We start from the raw sequence: 26,532 nt of genomic DNA, 5'->3' as shown, positions 1-26,532 counted from the left end.
TATTAGTGTTTAAAATTAATTATCGTTTAAAGGAATGACCATATTCCAAGTTTTTGTTCCATTTCCAAATCCGCCAGGACCATCCATAGTCGCGAAAAATATATGTGTTGGTTTCCCATCTTCTACAAATACAAACGGACGTTCTAACTGTCCTTGAGTAATAATTTTACCATTATCCCAAGTGACTGTTTTAGTATATGCTTTCGGGTTTTTATCGACTGTCCAATGTATTCCATCTTTTGAATGTGCTAAAAGTCCGTCGCCAGCTTCTCCTGTTATAGCTCCGCGTTGATCTTTAGCAATCATATGAAATCCAGTATTATCACTCCAAACATGAGGATCTTCAATCTCACCAAAGTGCTCTAGAGAAAATAAAGGTTTATCTCCCTTAACAGTGTAAGGCCCTTTGTAAGACGGCGCAGTAGCCACACCTATACTCATATCGGCATTAGAAATACCATCGGCCTTATAATCGCGTCCCTTAAATAGTAATACTACCGATCCATCGTCTTTAATTAAAGGTGACGGATTAGACGTTAAAAAACTATAAAATGAATTTGGTTTTACATCTAAAATAGGGGTATCTAAACGTGTCCATGGTCCGTTTGGACTTTTAGAAGTTGCGACTCCAATACGTTTTCCCCATCGTGCAGCGATACACCATTTACTTTTTAAATCGAATTGATTTACATTGTCTGGAGTAACCGCTTCAAATGGGTGTGTAGATCCCATGTAATATAAAATATAGGTGTCGTTGTATTTTACTATTTTAGGATTATGAGTAGAGCGTCCATCCCAATATTGAGTTCCTCGAGCTTTAAGTGCGATATCTTGAAATTTATAAGGACCTTCTGGAGTTTTAGAGGTTGCATGAACAATTTCTGATGCAATCATCCATCCAGGGTGAAAGGGTAAAAATTTTGGCCAGCGTGAAGCATACATATGATACATCCCATCGTCGCCTTTAATTACAGAACTACCCCAAACCCAATAATCTTCCATTTCGAGACCGCCATTAACAGGAGCCTTTCCTAGATTAAAACCCATTGTATTTTGTGCAAACAATTCGGTGTTGCAAAACACGATAAGCAAGAATAATATATATGTTTTAATACATTTCATCGTTTACATTTAGCAGTAAGTTTATTGATGTTGGAATTTGATTTATTAAAAAAACTCATCCAAATTGATAATGACTCGCCTTGGATGAATTTTAAAACCAATTCTAACTTGTCTTAAAAAATCAACTACTTTCTTCAAGACACAAAAAACAATAACGATTGCAATCTAAATCTTATAGGCTAAATATTGAATAAATTATCGTCCAATTACTATAACACATAATCCATTTTCACTGTTTTTCTTAGTAATAGCTAGAGTTTTAAGAAAAAAATCTAATTCTGAATAAAAATATTTTTCAGAATTATTTTCAACTTTTACTATAGGCTTTTTTCTATTATGTTTAAAACTATAGCGTTTTTTAATGTAGATATTATAGCTCTTTTTTATTGCTATGATTTAAATGAGCCTACACAGTTATATTTAAATTTGAAGTAAAATTAGTTCGCAGAACTATGCATAGTATAAACAAAAAAAAAGCAGTTGTGATATCTCACAACTGCTTTTAAGCAAACATAAATTACTAATATAAATTAGTATATTTTGTTTATTACCATAATGGGTTTTGTAATAACTCTGGGTTTAATCTGATTTGATCTGAAGGAATAGGATCAACATAATTTTTTATAGAGAAATTTCTATTTCCTTTAATATCGAAGATTAAAGCTCCAGGCTTAACATTTGCTATACCTGAGTATGTAGATATAGATTTCTCGCTACTTGTTGTACCGTATGAGAATCCAGATGGATTGTAAATTAAATCAGTTGGGTTTTTAGGATTTAAAGCCGTTTCAAACTCTGTACCATCTACATAATTTAAAGTTAAGTCATGATTTAACTCTCCTTCTGCAATTCCCCAACGTTTTAAGTCATCGAAACGTTGACTCTCTCCAAATAATTCAATAGCACGCTCTCTTCTAATTTCTCCTAACATTGTTAAGTCTGAATATGGTGAAATTAATGCATTTGTTAAAGGCGCAACATTAGAACGCTCTCTAATTTTATTGATTGAAATGTCTAAATCTGCATCAGAGATAGCACCGCCACCTAATTCTACAGTTGCTTCCGCATAGGTTAACAATACTTCCGCATAACGTAAATAAGGGAAGTTAAAAGATTCTTCTCTCGTTTCTCTTAATTTGTGTTCTGTTACAAATTTTACACCTTGATATCCAACTCCACGTCCTCCAGATGGGTTTAATAATTGAGGTACATATCTATAATCGAATCCCGTACCAGCATCTTCGAAATCTACACCATATTGTGCTCCACCACCATCAACATTAGCACCATGGCCCCAATATTGCACTATTGGTTCGTATACAAAACTTGTTAAACGATTATCACGATTCTGAAATTCTGAATTCATTTTATCATAACCTTCAAAAACTGATGAGTATTGTACAGGTAAACCGTCTTCACATAAATACATATCCATTAATTTTCTAGAAGGAGTATATGGTTTTGAGTGAGAAATGTTTTGACGAATTTGTCTTAAAGTATAATCGTATACAGTATAGATAATAAACTCCCTATTATCTGCTTTAGTTAAACCTGCTGGATTAGAACCATCTTCTAAAGTAAATAAGTAATATAAGTTTCTGTCTCCAAGCTCTGCACGGTGATCCCATAACTCATAAGCTCCACTATTCATAACTTCTGATGCATTTTGCTTTGCATCTTCAAAAAGTTCTTGAACACTAGGATAATCAGCTGGTTTTGCTGATCCTGCACCAACGGTAGTACCATCTCCATCTGTAGCTGTACCCACGTATTTTTCATACGTAGCTGCATATAATGATATACGCGCTTTTAAAGATTTTGCAGCTTCAGAAGACAACTTACCTTTTTCTGTATCACCTATACTGTTTTCTGATGGTAATCCATCTATAGCAACATCTAAGTCGCTTAAAATTTGATAGATAACTTCGTAACGGCTATTTCTAGGTCCGTATAATTCCTCAGAACTTACATCTAACGAACGTGTTACAATAGGCACACCTCCAAAACGCAATAATAGTTTATAATGATTCCATGCTCTAAAAAAGTGTGCTGTAGCAACAAAAGTTTCTATATCTGACTGATCTCCTTCATATTCAGCTGCTTTTTCAATTAATTGATTAGCTTCTCTTAATTGATTGTAGTTACTACTCCAGATACCATCTGATGTTGGCACAGGCTTATTACCACTTACATATGTTGGCTGTTCTGTAATGTTACCAGATAAATCTGAAGATTCGTCCCCACCATCACTACCAGCTACATAACCAAAAGTAGCTCTATAGAAAAAATTTGCTGCTGCTTCGAACTGTTCTGGAGTTTTAAAATAAACAGCTTCCGTTACAGAATCTTGAGGTTCTTGGTCTAGGTAGTCCGAACAACCAGTCAACATAAATGCGGAAATCACAGCAGTTAACCCTATTCGTTTTATATTAAAATTTATATTTTTCATATTCATTAAATTAAAAATTATCAATTAAAAAGTAAGTTCTAAACCAAGAATCATAGTCGATACAAATGGTGTTTGACTACCTTGTCTTGTATCTATACCTGCTTCAGGATCTAAACCATCTTTTACATTAGAAATTACAAACAAATCGTTTCCTGTTAAAGACACACGAATTCTATCTACACCTATTCTTTCTAAAATAGTTTGAGGAAGTGTATATCCTACAGAAAGTACTTTAGCACGCATGTAAGCTGCTTTGATAACATTCATATCGTTTAAATCGTAATTCCAAGATTTTCTAGCTCCGTTGTAATAACTTGCAGGTAAATCTGCATTTTGGTTATCTACAGTCCAAGTATTACCTAAGAAAGATGCGTTTTGGTTAGTCCACCATTGTGCAAAAGGATAAGCAAGAGAACCTGTTCTTACAATATTAACATCGGCTACACCTTGGAAAAAAGCACTAAAATCAAATCCTTTATAAGCAAAACCTAAATTAATACCAAAACTCTTGTGTGGGTTAGTATCACCTACATACACTAAATCGTCTTCATTTATTATACCATCTCCACTTACATCTACACGTTTAACAGTTCCAGGAACTAAACGGTCTGCACTTCTATAATTTGGTAATAATGTTCCTGCTTTCATATTTGTTTGATCAGCAGCATCTATAAAACCTAACTCATTGTAGTAATTTAAGACTTCATCTTCTGTAGACATAATACCATCTGTCTTGTAAGCATAGATTGCATTTAATGGTTTACCTTCTAATACAGAATTTACACCTTTAGAAATATTTTGTGCGCCTTCCATTCTAGTAACTTCACTCTCATTATCCCAGAAACTTAATCCTACGTTATAGCTAAAATCTCCAATTTGATCTCTCCAATTAACAGACAACTCATAACCCGTAGTTTCAAATGTACCACTATTTGTTTTTGGTGCCCCTGCTCCTAATACTTGTGGATATGTAATACTAACTAACATATCGTCATTTTTACGAATAAAGTATTCTGCTGTACCTGTTAAACGGTTGTTAAGCACTCCAAAATCTACTGCAAAGTTAGTTGTAGAAACACGCTCCCAAGAACGATCTGTAGATGTAAGTCCGCTAATGTATGCTGTATTATATAATTCTGGGCTATTTCCAAAGATTGTTGAACCGTATCCTATACTAGAATAGTAATCGTAAGCACCAATACCTGTTACAGAACCAGTTTCACCATAAGAAGCACGTAATTTTAATAGACTAAAGGCACTGTCTTCCATAAATGCCATCTCTGAGAAATTAATACCTGCAGATGCCCCATAGAAGTTTTTCCATCTGAAATCTGGGTCCAAACGAGAAGAACCATCACGACGACCTAATACTTCTAATAAGTAAATTCCTTTAAAGTTGTAGTTTAATTTCCCTAAATAAGATACTAAACCTACAGCATTACTACCACCAGCATTCGTTTGTGTAGTCACGTCTCCTGTATTAATATCATCTAAATCATCTGAAGCCATGTTAGAACGGAACAAGTCGTAATTATTTGTTTGCGTTTCTTCTGCAGTATACCCAACCATAGCACCTAATGTATGACCACCAAAAGTACGATTATAGTTTAATTGGAATACATGGTTTTGGAATATTTGTTTCTGAGACTCTTCGTTTACACTAGAATTTAATAAGGTTGTTGGAGTAAAGGTTGTGTTACCTTCCCAATCATACATAGTAACAGTAGATTTTCTTGTTGTTTTATGATTGTTTTTAGAACTAAAATTACCTTGATAGTAAAAAGACAAACCTTTTACATACTTATCGAAATCAAAATTAATTTTACCACCTAAACGAAAGATTTCATCGTTATTTTTAGTACGTCCACCTTCATCTAAATATGCTAAAGAGTTATTACCTCCAAAGTTATCGTAATACTGACCTGCTGGATTGAATAATGGGAACCAACTCGCGTCTTGAACACCACCACCAATACCTTGCGTAGGCACATCTGTAGTTCTATTATCATAAGACACAATAAAATCTGTAGAAATCATGTCAGACACATCATAAGTAACATTTGTACGGAAGTTATAACGTTTTTGTCCATCGTATACATAGCTAATAGGAGAACGTTCGTTAGCATATCCAACAGAAGTTCTATATGTTGCTTTTTCACTACCTCCAGAGATAGATATATCATGACGCTCAGATAAAGTAGTCCCATACATTTCGTCGAACATTGTTGTTTCATTACTAAAGTAGTGATCTTTACCTAGCCAAAAATAAGATTCTGGAGCCATTGGTAATGTACCATCTACTATAGAAACTAATTCATCACGCGTAAAGAAACGGTAGTTTGATGCAGCAGTTTGTTGATTACCATCACCGTCAACAAAATCGATTCCATCGTTATCTCCTGCAGTAATCCAAAGTTGAGCCCATTCTTCCATAGAAGATAAAGGGTAGTCTCTAACAAAATTTAATTGTGTTTCACCTTTATAAGATACCTTAAGGTTTGACCCTTTTTTACCTTTTTTAGTAGTTACTAAAATAACCCCTCCGGCAGCTTTAGTTCCAAAAATTGCAGCAGAACCATCCTTAATTACAGAATAAGATTCAATATCGTTAGGGTTGATTGTTGCTAATTGCCATTCTGGAATTTCAAGTCCGTCTAATAAAATAAGTGGACTAATATTGTTTACAGAAATATCTCCACGAATTTTAAGGTCTGTACCTTCATTACCAGGACGTGAAGAAGTACGAGTAACAACAAGACCAGGTACTTCTCCTTGTAATGCTAAGGCGGCACTAGATGTTCCTTTTCCTTTTACAACATCATCTCCACTTACTTGAGTTACAGATCCTGTAAGCGTCGCTTTCTTTTGAGTACCAAATCCAACGACAATGACTTCGTCTAAAGCACTTATATCTGTATCTAAGGCGACATTTATATTTGTTCTACCAGCTACAGAGACTTCCTGTGTTGCAAAACCTACATAACTAAATATTAAAACTGAAGACGCTGAAGGTACTTCTAAAGTATAATTCCCATCAAAATCGGTTACTGTTCCTACACCTGTCGCTCCTTTTAAAATGACATTTACACCTGCAGCAGGCATACCATCTTCATTAGATGTTACAGTTCCAGTAATGGTTAAATCTTGTTGGTTGATGTTAGTTTCACTAACCACTTTATACGGATCTGTTGCTGCAGATACGCCGCTATAAGATAAGCTTAGCATTAAAGCCATACATAATGCAGGCTTTAGCGAAGACTTGTTAAATTTATAATTCTTATACATAAAATATTGTTTGGTTATACATTTTCAATTAGTTTTTTAGCTTTAAAACATGTTACAATGTTTTACTTTGAACATTAAAATTTTGAAGCTCTTGCCTAAATAATTTTAGTTTAAATAATTTGTTTTGTGTCATAATTTAATTGTTTATTAATTAATGTTTGTTTGAAAGAAAGCACATCATATTACGCCATACATATTTGTGCAATTTCTCTGAATAAAATTAGATATAAACTCTTGACAACGCTCTAAATCATGATTCTATATTTATAAATTATAGCCCAATTACACCCATAAACCCGCTATTTATAGGCAAAAAATCTGATTATAAATTTAAACCCATTGAATTACCAATAAAATTGACACTTCACTTGTAATATTAATATTATAATACGCTAACACTTATTAATCAACTGTTTTTCGATGCGATTTAAAGCAACAAAATCTCGAGTTTTTATACGTTGTATCCTACAACAAATTACATTGGTTTAAATGATGAAATTATATAGGAGATAATCAATAAAAAAAGCATTTTTAAAAACCTCAACGTAAAAATCAAAAATTCATTCATTACAAAAAAAACAATTTACCTGATCCCTTTTCTATTAATTCGTAAATAAATCGAATTTAACCTCACGGTTTTTACGTAAATAACAAATCCGTTACAACGGTTATATTTTCAATTAAAAGTCAACTGTAAACCAGACTAAACTGAAATAGACATAAATACACTGGTTTTTTTAGTGCGACAAGCAACTAATTTTGACTTTGTATTACTCTAATATGTACACCCCAATTTAAAATCTATAAACCATTTAAGATTGAACTTTTTACTTTGGTGATTGCTTAACATTTCTAGAGTTTAAGATCAATCTGTATTTTATAATTTCCAGCTAGTATAACTAACCTGATTTTTAAGCTTTCTATTTGTAATTATTTATTAGAATATTTAAATAAGGACTCTCTAAAACTCAATTACTAAAATTCAATTATAAACAGTAGCGAAACACACTAAAACAACTCATTTTCTTTTAATTAATCATGAATTATTACAAAAAAAGCAGCTACAAAATTGCAGCTGCTTTGAAATTTAAAATAGTAATAAAACAATTAAGTTCTTTTTATTACCACTGTGGGTTTTGTACTAAATTAGTATTTATTACTGTTTCATTTATAGGCAATGGCCATAAGTAATTTTTACGAGTGTATGGTCTATTGCTTTTTGGATCAATAATTACTGCTTTTACTGGACCTACCCCTGATGGATAATCTTCAACATACCCATAAATTGCAGTTGAAGGGTCGAAAAGATCTGGGTTTGTATCGTATTCAGATCCCTCAATAACATACCCAACAATATCGTTATTAAGTAAGTCTACAGCTGTATCCCAACGTCTAATATCGTTCCAATGGTTATTATCTTCCATATATAATTCTACAGTACGTTCTCTACGTATTTCGTCTAACATATCTAAACCATTATCATTTACTAATGCATTTGTTAATGGTGCAATACCTGCTCTATCTCTAACTATATTTACAGAGATGTCTAAATCTGCATCAGAAATTGAACCATCACGCTCATATAAAGCTTCTGCATAAGTAAGTAATACCTCTGCATAACGTAAATGTGGATAGTTATACGCCTCTGTTCCTACAGTTCTGTATTTATTCCAGGTTACAAATTTCCAAGCCGTTAAGTTAGAGTTGTTAACATTTGAAATTACAGGTATAGGACGAGATCCGTTTTCAATTACACTTCCTCCAAAGTTACCCCACATTCTTCTATCTCTATTTATAAATTGAGTAGATTGAGTAGCATACCCCTGAAATTGAGATGATTTAGCTATTGGTAATCCATCTAAAGTTGAATACATATCTAATGCAATTTGAGTTGGGGCATTTCTACCTTCACTAATTTGCGAGAACTGACCACCACCTAGACGATTTCCAGAATCAAAATCAAAAATAGATTGAATAATAAATTCATTATTAGAAGCTTTAGTATATCCTCCTGGGTTTGAATCTGCTCCTTCTAAGGTAAATAACCATCTGTATGAATTATTTTCCATACTTGGATCGCTGTTTTTATTCCAAATTTCGTATTGATTTCTATCAATAACTGCTTTTGCAGCAGTAACCGCTTCCGCAATATAGGCTGAAGAATTCCCTCCAGTTCCTGAACCTTCAAAATCGGTAGTTGTTCCTACATATTTTTCCCAAGTTCCTTCAAATAAAAGTACACGCGCTCTATAAGCTAATGCAGCTGTACTGCTTATTTTTCCTAAATCTTCTTCTGTTGCTGTTTCTGGTAAATCTGCAATTGCTACATCTAAATCTGCAAGAATTTGTTCTATAACTTCATATCTACTATTTCTTGGAGCGTACAGAATATCTGAATCCACATTAGTAACTTCTGTTACAATTGGCACACCTCCAAAACGTTTTAATAATCTGAAGTGCTGATATGCTCTAAAAAAATGAGCTTCAGCAACAGGCACTGAAATGTCAGACATTTCTCCATATCCTTTTTCAACATACTCATCTGCTTTTTCAAGTAATGTATTTATAGTTCTAATGTAAGAATATCCATTATTCCAATAAATGTCTGTATCTGTAGCTGTGTTAAGTCCTTGACCGTAGTCTTGAAAATATCCATTTAATTCTGTTCCGAAATCGGTTATCATATCAAAACCATCTCCACTAGTTGATTGTGGTGAATGAAGGCCTCTATAAAAGTTATTAGCAGCATCTACAAAGTTTTCAGGTTCATCAAAATACACCTGTTCTGTTACACTGTCCAGATCTTCCAAATCTAGAAATTTATCCTCGCAGCTTAGCAAGAAGCACATCGCTGAGAATAAGATTATTATTTTTTTCATCTGTATTTTTTTTACGTTAATAAATATTAGCTCTCTCATAGTCCTTAAAATGTTACATTTATTCCTAATGCAAAAGTTCTTTGAAATGGATACATATCTCTATTATTATCACCTGAATTCGCGGCAGTAACTCCCGATTCTGGATCGAAACCATCTACTAAAGAAGTGAATTCAAATAAATCATTTCCTGAAATATACAAACGTATTTTATCCATTTTTAATCTATCTAGAACCGTACGTGGTAATGTATATCCTAGAACTAATGTTTTAAGACGTATATATCTGTTATTCTGTACGAAGAAGTCATTGTTAGCCCAGTTCCATGTTGCAAGATTTCTTTGAGACGTTAATCTAGGGTAAGCTGCTCCTGTATTTTCTGGAGTCCACATTTTACCATTGTAAGCTGTAGTTTGGTTAGACCATGGCACACCAAACGGATATGCATTAACCTCACCTCTAATTACATTTTGCTCGAATTGTCCTTGGAAAAGTGCTGTAAAATCGAAGCCTTTATATTTAGCTCCTAAATTAATACCAAATACATAGTGTGCTTGTGCATCTCCAACATATTTAACATCACCTTGACCTTTTTCTTCCTCTGCATTTTGATCATTAATTACACCATTTCCATCTAAATCTAGTTTTCTTACATCACCAACACGTAATGCCGACGCTCCTGTTGGCACCTCTGAACCTGCAACAGAATATTGTGCATTATACGCATCGACTTCTGCTTGGGTTTGAAAAACACCATCTGTTGCCCAAACAAAATAAGAATCTAAAGGAAAACCTTCAACGGTAGAACGTACACCTGCTTGAATTGAGTTTCCTCCTTCTAAGTTTACTAAAGTATTATTAGTATCACTCATATTAAAACCAACATTGTAAGAGAAATCACCTTTGCTTTCTCTCCACATTATTGCTGCTTCCCAACCTGTGGTTTCTAGTGTTCCACTATTTGTTTTTGGAGCAGTCGCACCTAAAACTTCTGGATATTGTACATTAACAAGCATACCATTGTTTTCTTTCTTATAGATATCAAAAGATCCTGATAGTTTGTTATTGAAGAATCCAATATCAATACCTGCATTAGACATTGCAACTTCTTCCCAAGTACGCGTTGTTGTTGTTAACCCGTCTATATAAGCTGTTGGACTTAATGTTCCACCTGTACCAAAAAGATCTGTTCCAAATCCGATTGTAGATACATAATCGTAAGGACCAATACCTACTTGATTACCACTTGTTCCGTAACTTCCTCTTAGTTTTAAATTACTTAAAGCATCAAAGTTTTCTAAGAAGGCTTCTCTATGAACATTCCAACCTATAGAAACATTTCCGTAGTTATTAAATTTAAAACCTTCAGCAAATCTTGAAGAACCATCACGTCTACCAACAACTTCTAATAAGTATTTCCCTTTGTAGTCGTAATTAAGTCTTGCTAAATAAGAATATAAACCATATTGGGTTTGCCCGCCTTCACTTTCCTGCACTCCTGTACCTACATTAATATCGTAAACACCTTCATCTTCAAGACCAAACTTTCTTCCTGTAACAGCTTTATATAAATACTTTTCTGCTGTTATACCAGCCATACCTTTAAAGTTATGGTCTCCTAAACTTTTTTCATAGTTTAAAAATCCACCATAAGTTTGATATGTTGATGTAATTGCTGTAGACTCAATATTTGGATTTGGATTTATAGAATTCGAGTATTCTCCATTCCAGTTATATAATGGCACATTTAAAGTAGTAATATCTTGTCTTTCATTAACATTATTATAAGTTGCAGTTGCATTAGCACTAAAACCTGCTCCTATATCATAATTTAAATTTAAAGTTAATCTACCAATAATTTCATCTTTTTCGTCTCTACCACCATCTGTAGTACCCGCAATAGAGTTGTTACTACCAATACCAAAGTTAGCATACCATTGCCCTAAATCATTTTTTGCTGGAAATGTTGGCATATCCTGAGTTAACAGTGCACGACCAAACGATGTAGAAGGACTAGATGTTACATTTTTTTGTAAAGACACATTCGCGGCTAAGTTTAATTTTTCTGTTATATTAAAATCTGTATTTAATCTTACAGAATATTGTTCAACTCCGTCGTAAGCTGTCTTTAAAGCACCTTGAGATTCTGAATGACCAAATGACAATCTATATCTTGCTTGTTCTGAACTTCCTGATAAACTTAAATTTTGTTGATTACCAAAGTTTGTTCCAAATAATTCTTCATAACGATCGGCATCTCCCATGTAAATTAATCCATCGTATCCCCAACCAGCAGGTACAGTCTGGAACCAACCTTCTCTTCCGGCAGCAAAACCTTCAACAGTTTCTTTACCCCAGTTCCAATAGTTAGGTGTAGTATCTTGTTCTGCAGCATCTAGCCACAATTGTCCGTATTCTTGATAAGAGGTCATAGGAGGTCTTTCTCCTAACACATTAACTCTAAGCATAGAGCTAAATTCAACCTTCATCTGGCCTTTACCTTTTTTAGTTGTTACTAAAATTACACCATTTGCTGCTCTTGATCCATAAATAGAAGCTGCACCATCTTTAAGTACACTTATTGATTCAATATCATCTGGGTTCATTTGAAAAAATTCACTATCATCAAATACAGGTGCACCATCCATTACAATTAATGGGCTTCCTCCATTTACAGAAGTTGCTCCCCTAATGGTTAAATTAACACCTTCGTTACCTGGTCTTGCAGATGATCTGGAAACAGTTAAACCTGGTGTTTCTCCTTGTAGAGATAAAGCTACGTTAGATACTGCTCGATCTTCAAAAACTTCTGAAGTTACCTGATCAATAGACCCTGTTAAAGATTCTTTTGTAGCAGTACCATAACCTACAACCACAACTTCATCTAAGGCACTTATGTCTGTATCTAAAGCAACATTAATATTTGTTCTACCCGATACAGTAATTTCCTGTGTTGCAAAACCTACATAACTAAAAATTAAAACCGAAGACGCCGATGGCACATCAATTGTATAGTTTCCGTCAAAATCGGTTACTGCTCCAACGCCTGTTGCTCCTTTTAAAATGACATTTACACCTGCTGCAGGCATACCATCTTCTTTAGCTGTTACGGTTCCCGTAATGGTTAAATCTTGTTGGTTTATGTTAGTTTGACTAACCACTTTATACGGATCTGTTGCTGCAGATACGCCGCTATAAGATAAGCTTAGCATTAAAGCCATACATAATGCAGGCTTTAGCGAAGACTTGTTAAATTTGTAATTCTTATACATAAAATATTATTTGGTTATACATTTTCAATTAGTTTTTTTTAGAATTTAAACATCTTCATAATGTTTTACTTTGAACATTAAAAGCTAGAAGATTTTGCCTAAATAGTTTCCGTTTTAATAATTTGTTTTTCGTCATAGTTTAATTGTTAATTAATGTTTGCTTGAATGAAATTACATTGCATCATTTAACATAAATTGTGAAATTTCATGAATAAAACTATATATAAACCCACAAAAACACACTAAATTATGGTGCTATGTTTAGAGATTATAACCCAATTATCCCTGTAAACAGCGGTATAGTAGCAAATTGTTTAATTTAAGCTCTAAAATTCACAGAATCCATAACCAAATTGATGATTTACTTATAATTTTACAGTTGATTACTCCCAACACAAATAATAACACACACTTTTTATGATATTATTTGGGTATTATAAGTGAACGATATGGCTATCCAGATTTATTTAATTTACTGTTTTACTTTTAACATATTTCGTTAAACACAGTCTCTCTTTCATGCTGTGTCATATAAATACATTGAATAGGCTTAGATGCTTATAAATTCAACGAACCTATTAACTTCAGAACACACTAAAACCCAAATCACCCTACACCTCAACAACTTAGAAACTAAAAGCCATAAAAAAACCCTCTTAGAACTTCTTCTAAAAGGGTTAAACCAAATGAGATTAAAATCACATACTATCTCATGATTTATTAAAAAAAACAAACAAACTAAATTTTTATTGCATTGCTATTTTATCTTCAAGCTTTTTTAATCTTACTAAAGCTTCCATAAAGTAATAATCTGCATATATTATTGGAACATCAATTTCTGAATTGTGAGGTAAATGTCCTGTAGAGTGTAATAATAGGGCTTGGTTAGTATCTCCACTAAAATACGCTTTAGACTCTAATTTTGCCATTAAGTCTTTTGCTGCTTGAGTATACTTTACTTTAAGCGCATTATCCTTTACTTGGTCGGCTAATTCTAACATCCCGCATGCTACTAGTGATGCAGCTGAAGCATCTTTAGGTGCATTTGGTATTTTTGGATCATCGAAATCCCAGTATGGCACACCATCTTCTGGTAAACGCTCTATAAAGTGATCTGCTAATTTAATAGATGTATCTAAATACTCTTCTTTTCCTGTTTCTCTGTATGATAAAGCAAAGCCATATATTCCCCAGCCTTGACCTCTAGCCCACATCGATTCATCTGCATACCCTTGGTGCGTAATTCCTTTAGTGAATTCACCTGTTTTTTCATCGAAAAGTGCAACATGATAAATAGAATAATCTGGACGAACTAAATGCTCCATAGATTTTTGTGCATGACTATCGGCGATATCATAAAGACTCTTGTCGCCACCATTTTTAGCGGCCCAAAACAACAATTCTAAATTCATCATGTTATCGATAATGGTGTTGTAACCAATCTTATCAACCATAACAGGCCAAGATAAAATAGTTCCTACTTTAGGGTTGTATAAGGTTGCTAGAGTATCTGCTGCTGCAAGCATTACCGTTTTATACTCTTCGTTCCCGGTCAATCTGTACCCATTTCCATAGCTACAGTACACCATAAAACCAACATCATGATTATCTGCAGGTGTATATGCAATCTCTTTTAAAGGTGCTGTAAACTTTTCAGCTCCAGCTTTAATTTCTGGATCGTCTGATAGTTCGTAAGCGTACCAAAGTACACCTGGCCAGAATCCAGAACACCAATCTCTAACACCAACAAGGTTCCAATCTTTTTGCCCTTTGGTTATATTTCTCGGAAAACTATCTGCTTCTTTTAATGTCCCTAAAGTATTTTTTACTTTATCTACACTCAAATCTAATACGAGGTTTTTACTCACCTCAGCGTCTTTTACATCTATAGAAGACGTTTCCTTCTTCTTAGATTCGCATCCCATTAACATAGCAGCGCAAGTTAATGCTACTAATGTGCCTTTAATTAATTTCATATATTTTACTATTACTATTTCTAAAACCTTGAATTTGTAATTATTTCCAACTACCGAATAATCACATTACAATATTAAAGAGCATCCAGTCTTTTTGATATAAACTATGGATCATTCTTAATAACTTATTACCCATTTCCCCCTAAAAACACTGTGATAGCAAGACAAAAGCAATTAACAACTATAAAAATGAGATTATTACTATAGAAAGTAACCATAAGTTATAGTGCGACAATTACACACGTTTCTTATCCTCTTTATTTTTATGTAATGCTATTAATCATTCAAAAACTACACTCCAGCATCTCCATAATTAATATGAATTGATTGTTTTTAATCAGAATTATAATTTATCCAGCCAAAAATATCCTTATAAAAAACTTCCGCTTAAATGTTAGCTTTGTAAGGACCTAAATATTATAGCTGACACATCTGTTTTACAACGATTTTAGAATAATTTTAATAGTAATTACCACAAGATCCGAACATCTTTTGGCCATTGCTTTACATTTGTAAACATTTCATTACCTGTTTTAAACGTACTGTCTTCCATTTTGACGTCACATTTTAACAAGCCCATGTCTATTTTCTTATTATCGAACACACTATTAATAACGTAGGAATTATTCACCACGCGCCACATAGCTCCCCATGTATTATCTACAATTTCGCAACGGTTTAGAATGACATGTTGTGGTGCGTATTCTGAATTTTCTGTATAATTAAATTTGTTATAATAATCTTCGCAAGGAAACCACATAGCCACCCGTTTAAACTTCGATAAATTGTATTTATGAAAGAAATGATACGCACTTTGTACCGCATCCACTTGTATGCCATTAGTTTTACCGACTTCCAATTTACAACGTTGTGCAAGCACATGAGAGGTCGAAGTATATTTATTAGATTTTCCCATTGTAGGATAAGACATATCGCAATCTGATTGTAAAACACCCTGAATACGCATAAGATAAACATTATGATGAAGACTACCAGCCCAACCATTATGCTGAAATTCACAGTTATCCATAATCACATTATTTATCCGACTGATACCCAAACCATGAGAACCAAATCCTGTAATGGTAATATTTTGTAACATCCAACGTTCGTGCCTATTATCATCTTTACCTCCAAAACTCACACCACTTGCCGAAGCTGTGTCATGACCTTGAAGCGAAAAATCCTTGAGTACAACATCTGTAACTTTAGAACTACCTATAGTCAATGCAATTTTATTAACACTAGCCCCTTGTTTAATAATAGTTTTGGTTCGCCCTGCACCAACCAACGACACTTTGCTCATTAAATTTAAACTTCGTTCTAACACATACGTACCTTCTTGAAGATAGACAACACCACCGCCTTTACTATGTATGCTATTTATAGCTTTTTGGATAGAATCTCCAGGGTTTAAAATAATAACGTTGTTTAAATATTGCTTCGGATAGACTACATGCTTAAAATCTGTCCCCCATTTTTCTTTCATTATTGAAAGCACTTCTGCTTCTATATTCACTTTAGAAATTCGATAAGCATCTTTAGGCTGGCCTTTATCATGTAATTGTATGGTAATGGGATTATTTTTAAAGTTTTTGGGAGAAAAGTTAACCGATTGCATGTCGTAACCCAACTTAGAGAAAGTAATATTTTGAGAATGAGAAGTCTTTGATACTTTTATTTTAAACGTTCCATCTGCTTTTGTTTTAATACCATCGGTTCCCCAAATAATCTCTGCCCCATCTAGTGGTTGCTTATTTTCGTCTGTAATAATTCCATAAATAGAATCTAGAGCCTGAGCATTAACTACATTACAAAACAGAATGTTTACTAATAACATCCCTAAACTAAATATCTTCATTGTTTATTTTTGATTTTTGATTTTCCAACTTCCCTTCAATTAAGGTGTAATTAGATGTTATTTATGCTTGAAGTACATGACGTATTACCACAAAATTCTAACCTCTTTTGGCCATTGCTTTACATCTGTATACATTTCATTACCTGTTTTAAACGAGCTCTGTTCTATAGTAACGTCGCAGTTTAGTAAACCCATGTCTACTTTTTTATTATCGAAAGTACTGTTAATAACATAAGATTCTTTAACAGAACGCCACATGGCTCCCCAAGTATTATTTACAATCTCACATCGATTTATAATCACCTTTTGTGGCGCATATTTCAGATCTTCAGTATAATGAAACTTGTCGTAATAATCCTCGCAAGGAAACCACAGTGCTACACGACCACAACCTGAAATATTATATTTATGAAGAAAAATATATCCAGCTTCTTCATGATCCGTCTGAATGCCATTACCTAAACAGTCTTTAATTGTACAACGTTGTGCCAATACATACTCGCAAGATGTATACTTATTTCCTTTTCCGAGTACGGGATAAGACATATCACAATCCGATTGTAAGATGTACTTATTATATAAGAAATATACATTATGGTACAAACCACCTGCAGAACCATTATATTGGAAATTGCAATTATCCATAATAATGTTATTGGTGCGTTTCATATGAACACCTTGTGCAGACCAATCGGTAACATTTATGTTTTGAAGCATAACCCGTGTATGTCGGCTTTCGTTTCTACCTCGAATTAGAATACCATTTGCTTTCCCTTGGCGACTTCCTTTTAAAGTTAAATCTTTAATCACCAAATCAGTAACTTGAGGCTGAGCTTCTATATTAAAGCCAGTTTCCATTAAATCTGGACCTTGCTGAATTACAGTTAAATCTCTTCCTGCACCTACAATGGTTACCCTTCCTCTTAATGTAATGGTGTTTTGTATTAAGTGTGTTCCTTCTTTTAGAGACACCACGCCACCTCCAGCAGCATGTACTTTATCGATTGCAGCTTGTAAAGATTCTCCTGGACTAACAGAAATAACGTTTTTAAGCCACTGTTTAGGATAGGCTACATGCTTAAAATCATTTTGCCATTTTTCAGACATGATGGTTTTAACTTCGGTTTCAATGTCTACCTTTTTAATTTGAAAAGTACTTTGCGCATTGCAAAATGACATCGTTAAAACGGCAATAAGTAAACACCTTAATCTAAACATGTTTTTAAATCGAATTTATATTTTTTCTACAGACACGTAATACGCTCCTAATTCCTCTTTATTATCTAAAGTAAACCAGGTTTGAAGATTGGTTTCACCAGGTTCTAAATCGAGTGTAAACTCTACATATTCCTGATTAGCATCTACAGCTATAGTTTCGTCTATATCTTGAATTTTAATTCTTGCTTTTTCAATATTTAATACTTTTCCAAGTTTAGATGCACGCACACTAGTCCCTTCGAGTGCAGGACGAATAGGAGCTGGAGCATTTAAAGCTAATTGCGTTTCTTCTGGCCAACGACGTAATTTAAAATTGTAAGTTCCTTTTTCTTCAACCTCAACTAACCAATACCCGTTATCGATATACCCTGAACGTATATGTCTTTGGTGCCACGGACTAACCCCTTCTGTATGCCAATCGTGACAATAAATTTTAACAGGGTTTTCCTTTTCATGTCCTAAATGAATACGTGGTAAATCGCTATAGCCAGGTAATAAATCTTCCCACCAAAGGTTGTAAGCGGTTTTAAAATCGTCCATTTTTTTAGGGTGCTTATCGGCAATATTGGTACGTTGTTCTGGATCTGTATTTAAGTCATATAATTCTGTACCATCTACTAATCGCCATTTGCCTTGCATTAAAGAGGTTCTTCTCCAAGCTTCTGGCACATCTATACGTTGCGAATTGGTAATTACAATACGGTCTTTAAAACGCGAGTCATCTCCTTGTTCTATTAATGGTCTTAAACTTTGTCCGTCAAATTTAATATCGTCTTTAATTTCTAAATCACAAAGATCCACTAATGTAGGTACCACATCGTAATGAGCTGTTAACGCATCTATATCTTTACCTACAGTAATCCCTCCATTTTTCCAATGAATAAAAAGAGGAACACGGTGTCCACCTTCGTATTTACTTGCTTTAATACCACGCATACCGTCATTAAAACCTTTAGTAACAAATCCGTCTAAACGATCGTCTGTTTTAGGAATTTGAGCGCCTGCAGACGTTCCGTTGTCTGTCGTAAAAATTAAAATGGTGTTATCTATTTGATTTGTGGTTTCTAAATAGTTTACAAGCTTTCCTATATTCTCATCTACATTTGCAATAAGTCCGTAAAAATCTGCATTCGGCACATTTTCGTTATTCTTATACGGTGCCGAATATTTATCATCAACAAAGTATGGTGTATGTGCAGCATTAGTAGGTAAATACACAAAGAATGGTGTGTTACTTTCTTTCTTTGTTTCCATAAACTTCATGGCTTCATCGAACCAAATATCTGTACAAAAGCCTTCAAACTTTTCTAATTTCCCATTATTATGATACGTATCTGCATAATAGTCGTTATCCCAAAAATCCATAGTTTGCTCAATACCTCCACCACCGTGGATTAACACTTCTTCGAACCCTTTGTCTTGTGGTCGTGCAGGGTAATTATCTCCTAAGTGCCATTTTCCAAAAATTCCTGTTGCATACCCATTGTCTTTCATAATTTGAGCAACAGTAGTTTCGCGTTCTAAAAGTATGGAACGACCATTTACCGTATGCCATACTCCTGCTCTATTGGCATTATGACCCGTTAATAAAGCCGCTCGTGTAGGCGCACATGTTGGATTTACATGATAATCTGTAAATCGTGCACTTGAAGCATGCAAGGCATCTATATTTGGAGTTTTAATAATAGTGTTTCCTAACGCAGCAATATCTCCATATCCTTGATCGTCTACTAAAATTAAAATGACATTGGGTTTATTGCTCTTAGTTTCTTCTTCTGCGAGACTCTTCTTTTCTTCGGTTTTACAAGACACTATTGATAGTGCCATACATAACACACTCAGGATATAAGAATATGATTTCATTTGATTTGTAATTTTAAACACTTTTATTAGATATTTTAAATGAATTATACTTTTCAGTGACTTTAATAAAGTCCTCATACAAGTTTAAAAACTCTATTTCATTTAATATATAAATTATAAATCAATGGATATAACTTAAAACCCATTTAAGCCCAATCTACTAGGATTACGTTACACACAAGAAGATACCGTAGGAATGGATTATAAAAATTGTGATTTTTTTTTAAACGTTTTAGCCATAGATTATGTATCTGATTTTTCGACAAACCATTTTATTTTCTATTACTATAAAATAAAATAAAATAGGTGATCTAAAAAGACCACCTATGTACAATTATATTGTATACAATCAAGCTTTAGTTTACTTGTTCTATCAATACTAAACTCCAAGGTGTTAATTCACGTTTAATACTAACAATACCTTTAGCATCTGCAGTAAATAATTCTGTTTTTAAGTTTTCTGCATAATTCTTCATCACCTTAATTTGTTCTCTTGTTGGTGGTTCAGGTTTACCCATAGTTTCCCAATACTTATAGATATTACCACTTTCGGCATCTAAAACTTCAACCTTAAACATGGCGCCTGGTTTTAAATCTGAAATTGTAAAATCTAACTGACGGCTTTTTCCGTTTTCATATTGGTCTATTTTTCTGATACTAGCTGGTACCGCTTTATAATGATCTTCTGGATAGTTATAAGCTAACGCCACAACTTTACCGTCACCAGATTTTTTACTTACAAACAGATAATCGTTTTTATAAAGTTCTTGATCTCCTAACTGGTGTAACATACGGTATGCATGATACGTAGGTTTAACCAAACCTTGGTAATTAATCATTCCAAAACCACCATGAAAAATACTCTCTGCGCCTCCTTTTTCTTCAAAAATATCTGTAAACGTCCAAAATGCTAAAGAATTAGCTAAACCAATACAATCTAGGTTTACTTTAGCAACGTATGCTGCTGGTGGTAAAAAATCGTGCATAGCATCTCTACTATTCGGACTTGTATTCCATTCGGTTAAGTGAATTTCGGCATTAGGATATGCACTTTTTTTAATCACTTTATTTAACCACTCCATATCGGTTTTGGTTGAATTTACATTTCGTGAAAAATCTTTACCTTTTCCTGTTGTTGGATTAAATGGGTAATCTGTTGGGTATGGATGTGTTGATACAAAATCTACAGGAAGCTTTTCTTTTTTGCAATACGCTAAGAAGTCTTCTATCCATACACCTTTCCATTCTAATTCATTAATATTATCTGCGGTGAATGTAATAAGATCTCCATCTCTACTTTCTACCTCACCATCGTAACGGCCATCGGCAACAAAGTTACTACTTGAAGGTCCACCCACTTTTAAACGGTTGTCTACAGATCTTACCGCGTTTACAGATTGCTTATATAACTCGAAGTATTGAGATTTTGTTCCATCAAAAAATCCGTAATGTAAATTTGGTTCATTCCATACTTCAAAATACCACGTTAATACCTCATCAATTCCATAACGATCTACACAATGTTTTGTAAACGCTTTTACTAGATTGTGCCACTCTCCAAACTTAGATTCATCTGGAGTAATATTTGCTTTCCACCAAAATTGAGTTTTACTATTTTCGGCAGCTAATGGCGTTGGAAAATATGCTAATTCTACAAATGGCTTTACATTTAAATCGAGCATTCTATCAAATAAATCGTCGATATATTGCCAGTTATATGTGTAAACTCCGTCTTTCTCAAATACAGGAAACATATCGTCGTGAAATATGCCATGAAATCTCACAAATTCAAAGCCGCAATTCTCTTGAACAAGCTCTAATTGCTCTAACCAACCGGCACGTAACCCTTCGTTAGCACGTCCAGCACCAACACTCTTGCTCCAAAAATGTTCGAATTTTTCGCCACTAGCAGTAGCCTTAACACGGACTTGCTCTTGCGAGAAACCAATATGGGCCATTAATGCCAATAGGCCAGTTATTAATACTTTTTTCATAACGTTTTTAATTTTAGTTTTTTATAGTTTGTAATTCGTCTTCAAATACTTGTTCAAATTTTATATAATCGATAGCTAGTTCACCTTCAGAAGGTTTCCAATCTTTTTTAAAAATACGCACCAAATTGTCTCCTGATTTTAATTCTACAATCCCGAAATCTATTTCCGTAAAATCTTTAGATTGTGGAAAAATAAACTCACTGTATTTATGACTATTTATTAATATATCGTGGTTAGATTCTCCGTCTGGTGAAGCGTATCGCACTTTAAAACGGTATTTTTCAGGTTTAGCCACCTGAGCCAAAATAGATACATGATCGTATGGATTATCGAAATTTGTTACATACCCTTTACCACTGTAACCTTTAATCCAAGTATCCACAAAAACATTGTATAAAGCACCTCCTGCTGCAAAACCATGTTCTGCTTCTAATTTCAATGTGACTTTAGTGCGTTTTGCTTTTCTTAAGCCTTCTTTTGAAGGTATAATGGGTAAGATATTTCCATCCTTATCATACTTTAAGTAATCGGCCATAGAAGAACGGGTTTCACTTAAACCACCAGATAACCACGCACTGTGATAAAACATAATATCTTCGCCTTTGTAAGTTACTGTTCCGCCATGATTGGTACCACTTTGCCCTTCAAAATCGTCTATAAAAACACCTTTAAATGTATATGGTCCTAAAGGGTTCTCTGCGACAGCGTAAAACATTTTTTCTGGCCAACGCCTAGGCGTTAATCCAGGATACGTTAAATAATATTTATTGTTTTTTTTATGTACCCATGGCCCTTCAAACACATGTGTTAACTGAGAGGTTAAATCAACATAAGTTTCTGGTTTAATAGACATTAAATCATCATTCAATTCTGCAGCAAAACATTTGCGATCATGTCCCCAATATAAATATGGTATCCCATCGTCGTCAATAAAAATGGCCGGATCTTGACCAAATTCTACCCCTTTAACATAGCCTAAATCTGTAAATGGTCCTTCTGGTCTATCGCTACGTGCAATTCCTGTTCTGAACAGTCCAATTCCAGCTTCTTTCATACAATACACTAAATAATACTGCCCACGATAATATGCAGCATCCATAGCCCAAGCATGACTCTCTGCCCAGTCTACATTTTCTAAATGCAAAATGCGACCATGGTCTGTCCAGTTTACCAAATCGGTGGTTGAAAATGCATGATAACCGGTCATTCCGTAATGGTTATTAGATCCTGGCTCGTCATGACTGGTATACACCCAAAGTTTGTTAGGGTCGTCTGGCCACACATGTGGTGAAGGATCTGCGGTAAACACATTAGTGAAAATCGGATTTTGAGAAACTCCAAATGTCACATATAAAAGTGCGATTAACAGTATTACATTATTTTTCATTTTAACAGGTTTATCCATGAATCTTTTGATTATGATGAATTAACGTTTGGATACTTTTATATTAGCCCCTTTGTTTTCTACAATTTCACCATTGGTTTTTATAGTGCTACTTTTAGCCTGTACGCCTATCTTAATAGGCATATGAGTTTCATTAATAAGATTTAAATTTGAAGTTTCGGCTTCGCTATACGGCGACATTGCTTCCCCATGTTCTGGATGTGTATACCCAATAAGAATAGGTAAATCTGTTTTACGTTTTTTTCCGTTATCCGATTTTAAAACAATAGTATTATCATCACCCTGAATAGTAACTAATGCGTGAACTAGGCGATCGGATGCAGCAGAATCTACAATTAAATCGACTTTTATACGGCTTCCTTCTACAAATAACAAAGGTCCGTAATTTGCATCACCTTTACAGTTTTCTACCACAGAATCGTCGCCTACCCAATACCCACGTTCTGTACCTATGGTTTCACAATTCTCTAGACGCGCTTTATTAAAACGAAGCTCAAATCCGCCACGGGTGTTTTTAGCAATACAGTTTTTAAATGTTATGTTTTCGCATTCGCCATATGTTCTAAATCCGTCTTCGCAAAGCGATTTCATATAGCCAGGCGTAACAACATAATCTCCTTCACGATTTTGAGTCCACGTTTTAAAATTCACATCGAATGCCGGACCCGATGTTTCAGCTAAAATATCATCTGTTGAGCGCATTTCACCTTCTGCATAGCAGTCTTCAAAATATACATTCTTTGGATGCTGCTGAATGAAGAAACAATGCCCAAACGAACGGTTATATATTTTACATTTATACAGTTTAGTATCGTTACCTGTGACCAATAATCCACTATGTTTACTGTGCTTTATAGTCGTTTCCTTTTGCTTTCCTTTTCCAAACAAATCGCCATACCCATACGGAAATGATCCCGCTACATGTAAAGTAACCTCTTTAAGAATATTTGCTTCTCCTGCAACTTGAAGTACCGTACCACCAGGCGATGTTCCTTTACCTACACATCTAATAGTAAGTCCAAAAAAGGAATTATTTGACCCCGTTATTATAAATTCATCAGAATGAATTGGTGGATTTAAAAGCGTTCGGATTTCGGTATCTAACTCGATTTCTACACCTTCTAAATTGAAAATATTATTACTTCCGCTAAAATTGATATATTGATATTGTTTACGAGCACTACGTTCTCGAATAACCTCTGGCGTTAAAATATCTGTTAACTTATATACACCCGGTGCCATTGTAATAGTATGTCCGCTTTCTGAAGCATATTTTGCTAACTCTTTTAAGCTACTTATCTTAATTTCGGTCGCATTTAAACTATTACAAAGGAATAGTAAAATGACAACTATACTTGATGCTTTTTTCATGGCTAATTACTGATTTTATTATCGTTTACTTTAGGCTTACACAAGTATAATCACTCTTATGAAATTTGAATATAAACTATGAATCATTTGCAATAACTTAAAACCCATTTAAAAAAAACAAGGCTAAATGGGTTCCATTTAGCCTTAAAATCTGCAATACATTAAACTAGATATAAAGAAGGTCTGTTACAACAGACCTTCTAAAAATTCAATTTTTATTGGTTGAAAAAATATTGTTTTCTTCTAACCAAAGTCTTAATATTTTATTCTTATTTATTTGAGGCTTTTATAGCTTTCACCTTATTATTAGTTCCCGAATCTTTAATTTCTCCAACCGATTCTCCGGTTACTCCAGAACTTTTATTAGATAAAATTAGAGGATACGTTGTTAAATTATGAATTTCAAAATCAAAGCCTTTAAAATCATTCTGATTCGGAAGATTACCATGTAATAACCTGATGTTGTTTTTATCGCCTCCAACCTGAATCTTTAATCCTTGATTTGCACCTTGACTAGATCCTCGAAATGTAATTTTGTGTTCACTACCTCCAATATAGGCAATGTTACCTGATCCATTATAATAAGGTTCTTTAGAGTCTAACAACGTAATATCTGCATTATACGATTTATCTCTTTCGTAAGTCGATGCGTAGGCTGGACCGTAAGCAACATCTGCTTTACAATTTACCAGTTCGCCAGACCCTAACGAAAATCCGTTTTCACAACCAATAGCCACACAGCCTTCAACACGTTTTTTACCTGTAGCGTGCGCAATAGTTACACCTGTTCTCATATTCTTAACCGTACAATTTAACACCGTTACGTTAGACGTTCCACGCTTATAATTTTTACCATCGATAACCGTTTCTCCGCCGTCGTACGCACGAATACCTGCTTCTCCTGTACTTAACATATAGCCTTTTGGAAGTTTATATCCCCAAACGGTCATAAAATCGACGTCGAAAGCTGGCCCTGAAGTTTCCTTAAGCATATCATCGGTTTTACGCATTTCGCCCTCTACAACACAGCCTTCAATAATAGGGTTATTTGCTGCTTGCATAAAAATGCAATGCCCATAACTTCTATGCGTAAATTTCGAATCTTTTAAATGGTTAGATTCTCCGCGTACTAAACACGCACTGTGTTTTTTATGAGGAATAACCGATTTTCCGCCTTTTCCAAACGCATCACCATACCCATAAGGAAACGACCCTTTAGTGGTAACATTAAAACCTTCTACTCTATTGTGCGAACCATCTATTACAATATTATTTGCTCTATGTGCAGGATGGTCGTGCACCGAACCTACATCGACTAATGTTAAGTTTTTAAGCACATTTTTATTTCCTATAATTTGAATTTCATACACCTGAAACTTTCCAAAAGCTTGAAACACTTTAGTGTCGACATTAATAGTAACCCCTGTAAAATCGTAAGTGCTATTATTCCCTTCAAAAAGCAACAACACTTTACTCGTGTTTTTAATTACAGTTTCTTTAGTGTAAAGTCCGTTTTTTACATCTTCGGCCGTAATAGTATACACACCCGGTTTCATTTTTACCTGCACATTATTATCATCTAAATAGGGTTTTAATTCTTCTAAAGAATTCACCATCGTTTGTGCTTTTAAATGTTGTCCTGATAACACAAAAACACCAAGTAGCATGACACAGGTTTTAAAGGTTGCATTTATTTTAATACTGTTGAAATTAATACGGAAAGTAGTCATATAAGTTTTGCTTCGTTTATGAGATTTATTTACGAAGGCTAAAAATACTGAAACCTCAGCAATTACATATAAACTATGGTGCAATCCCTATAAATTATATGCCCTAACTA

The 26,532-nt window shown here is 34.1% G+C and carries 13 protein-coding genes; all 13 read right to left on the bottom strand.

Annotated elements, in window-relative coordinates:
- Window positions 1–15 precede the first annotated feature (15 nt).
- Complete coding sequence (locus BN863_RS05185) at window positions 16–1,122, bottom strand: glycoside hydrolase family protein (RefSeq protein WP_148304569.1); 1,107 nt, start codon at window positions 1,120–1,122, stop codon at window positions 16–18.
- A 547-nt stretch (window positions 1,123–1,669) separates the two neighbouring features.
- The gene (locus BN863_RS05180; protein WP_197539170.1) at window positions 1,670–3,571 is read right to left on the bottom strand and encodes a RagB/SusD family nutrient uptake outer membrane protein; all 1,902 of its coding nucleotides are present in this window, start codon (window positions 3,569–3,571) and stop codon (window positions 1,670–1,672) included.
- 24 nt (window positions 3,572–3,595) lie between these two features.
- Window positions 3,596–6,856, bottom strand: a complete 3,261-nt coding sequence (locus BN863_RS05175) for a SusC/RagA family TonB-linked outer membrane protein (RefSeq protein WP_051774520.1) — start codon at window positions 6,854–6,856, stop codon at window positions 3,596–3,598.
- A 1,121-nt stretch (window positions 6,857–7,977) separates the two neighbouring features.
- Window positions 7,978–9,735, bottom strand: a complete 1,758-nt coding sequence (locus BN863_RS05170) for a RagB/SusD family nutrient uptake outer membrane protein (RefSeq protein ID WP_038533179.1) — start codon at window positions 9,733–9,735, stop codon at window positions 7,978–7,980.
- 44 nt (window positions 9,736–9,779) lie between these two features.
- Window positions 9,780–12,953, bottom strand: a complete 3,174-nt coding sequence (locus BN863_RS05165; RefSeq protein ID WP_051774515.1) for a SusC/RagA family TonB-linked outer membrane protein — start codon at window positions 12,951–12,953, stop codon at window positions 9,780–9,782.
- 797 nt (window positions 12,954–13,750) lie between these two features.
- Window positions 13,751–14,980 (bottom strand): glycoside hydrolase family 88 protein, encoded by a 1,230-nt coding sequence (locus tag BN863_RS05160; RefSeq protein WP_038528190.1) that lies wholly within the window; start codon window positions 14,978–14,980, stop codon window positions 13,751–13,753.
- A gap of 469 nt (window positions 14,981–15,449) precedes the next feature.
- A complete protein-coding gene (locus tag BN863_RS05155; RefSeq protein ID WP_038528187.1) occupies window positions 15,450–16,841 on the bottom strand; it encodes a glycosyl hydrolase family 28-related protein in 1,392 nt (463 codons plus the stop codon).
- Between the two features lie 84 nt (window positions 16,842–16,925).
- The gene (locus tag BN863_RS05150; protein ID WP_084817471.1) at window positions 16,926–18,059 is read right to left on the bottom strand and encodes a right-handed parallel beta-helix repeat-containing protein; all 1,134 of its coding nucleotides are present in this window, start codon (window positions 18,057–18,059) and stop codon (window positions 16,926–16,928) included.
- 15 nt (window positions 18,060–18,074) lie between these two features.
- Complete coding sequence (locus tag BN863_RS05145) at window positions 18,075–19,922, bottom strand: arylsulfatase (RefSeq protein ID WP_038528182.1); 1,848 nt, start codon at window positions 19,920–19,922, stop codon at window positions 18,075–18,077.
- A 356-nt stretch (window positions 19,923–20,278) separates the two neighbouring features.
- Window positions 20,279–21,916 (bottom strand): GH39 family glycosyl hydrolase, encoded by a 1,638-nt coding sequence (locus BN863_RS05140; RefSeq protein ID WP_051774510.1) that lies wholly within the window; start codon window positions 21,914–21,916, stop codon window positions 20,279–20,281.
- A gap of 13 nt (window positions 21,917–21,929) precedes the next feature.
- Complete coding sequence (locus BN863_RS17930) at window positions 21,930–23,303, bottom strand: family 43 glycosylhydrolase (protein ID WP_158408966.1); 1,374 nt, start codon at window positions 23,301–23,303, stop codon at window positions 21,930–21,932.
- Window positions 23,304–23,342: 39 nt separating this feature from the next.
- Window positions 23,343–24,692, bottom strand: a complete 1,350-nt coding sequence (locus BN863_RS05130; RefSeq protein ID WP_038528180.1) for a hypothetical protein — start codon at window positions 24,690–24,692, stop codon at window positions 23,343–23,345.
- 269 nt (window positions 24,693–24,961) lie between these two features.
- Window positions 24,962–26,422 (bottom strand): hypothetical protein, encoded by a 1,461-nt coding sequence (locus BN863_RS17925; protein WP_148304568.1) that lies wholly within the window; start codon window positions 26,420–26,422, stop codon window positions 24,962–24,964.
- Window positions 26,423–26,532 lie beyond the last annotated feature (110 nt).

This window comes from Formosa agariphila KMM 3901 (genome assembly GCF_000723205.1).
In the GTDB taxonomy this organism is placed as follows: domain Bacteria; phylum Bacteroidota; class Bacteroidia; order Flavobacteriales; family Flavobacteriaceae; genus Formosa; species Formosa agariphila.
The sequence above is the reverse complement of the archived record's forward strand: the minus strand, read 5'-3'. Positions and strand labels throughout refer to the sequence as shown.

Coding starts and splice junctions, on each gene's coding strand:
- BN863_RS05175 (WP_051774520.1), bottom strand. CDS start 6,856: ATGTATAAGAATTATAAATTTAACAAGTCTTCGCTAAAGCCTGCATTA.
- BN863_RS05130 (WP_038528180.1), bottom strand. CDS start 24,692: ATGAAAAAAGCATCAAGTATAGTTGTCATTTTACTATTCCTTTGTAAT.
- BN863_RS05185 (WP_148304569.1), bottom strand. CDS start 1,122: ATGAAATGTATTAAAACATATATATTATTCTTGCTTATCGTGTTTTGC.
- BN863_RS05160 (WP_038528190.1), bottom strand. CDS start 14,980: ATGAAATTAATTAAAGGCACATTAGTAGCATTAACTTGCGCTGCTATG.
- BN863_RS05155 (WP_038528187.1), bottom strand. CDS start 16,841: ATGAAGATATTTAGTTTAGGGATGTTATTAGTAAACATTCTGTTTTGT.
- BN863_RS05170 (WP_038533179.1), bottom strand. CDS start 9,735: ATGAAAAAAATAATAATCTTATTCTCAGCGATGTGCTTCTTGCTAAGC.
- BN863_RS05180 (WP_197539170.1), bottom strand. CDS start 3,571: ATGAAAAATATAAATTTTAATATAAAACGAATAGGGTTAACTGCTGTG.
- BN863_RS05165 (WP_051774515.1), bottom strand. CDS start 12,953: ATGGCTTTAATGCTAAGCTTATCTTATAGCGGCGTATCTGCAGCAACA.
- BN863_RS05140 (WP_051774510.1), bottom strand. CDS start 21,916: ATGAAAAAAGTATTAATAACTGGCCTATTGGCATTAATGGCCCATATT.
- BN863_RS17925 (WP_148304568.1), bottom strand. CDS start 26,422: ATGACTACTTTCCGTATTAATTTCAACAGTATTAAAATAAATGCAACC.
- BN863_RS05145 (WP_038528182.1), bottom strand. CDS start 19,922: ATGAAATCATATTCTTATATCCTGAGTGTGTTATGTATGGCACTATCA.
- BN863_RS17930 (WP_158408966.1), bottom strand. CDS start 23,303: ATGAAAAATAATGTAATACTGTTAATCGCACTTTTATATGTGACATTT.
- BN863_RS05150 (WP_084817471.1), bottom strand. CDS start 18,059: ATGTTTAGATTAAGGTGTTTACTTATTGCCGTTTTAACGATGTCATTT.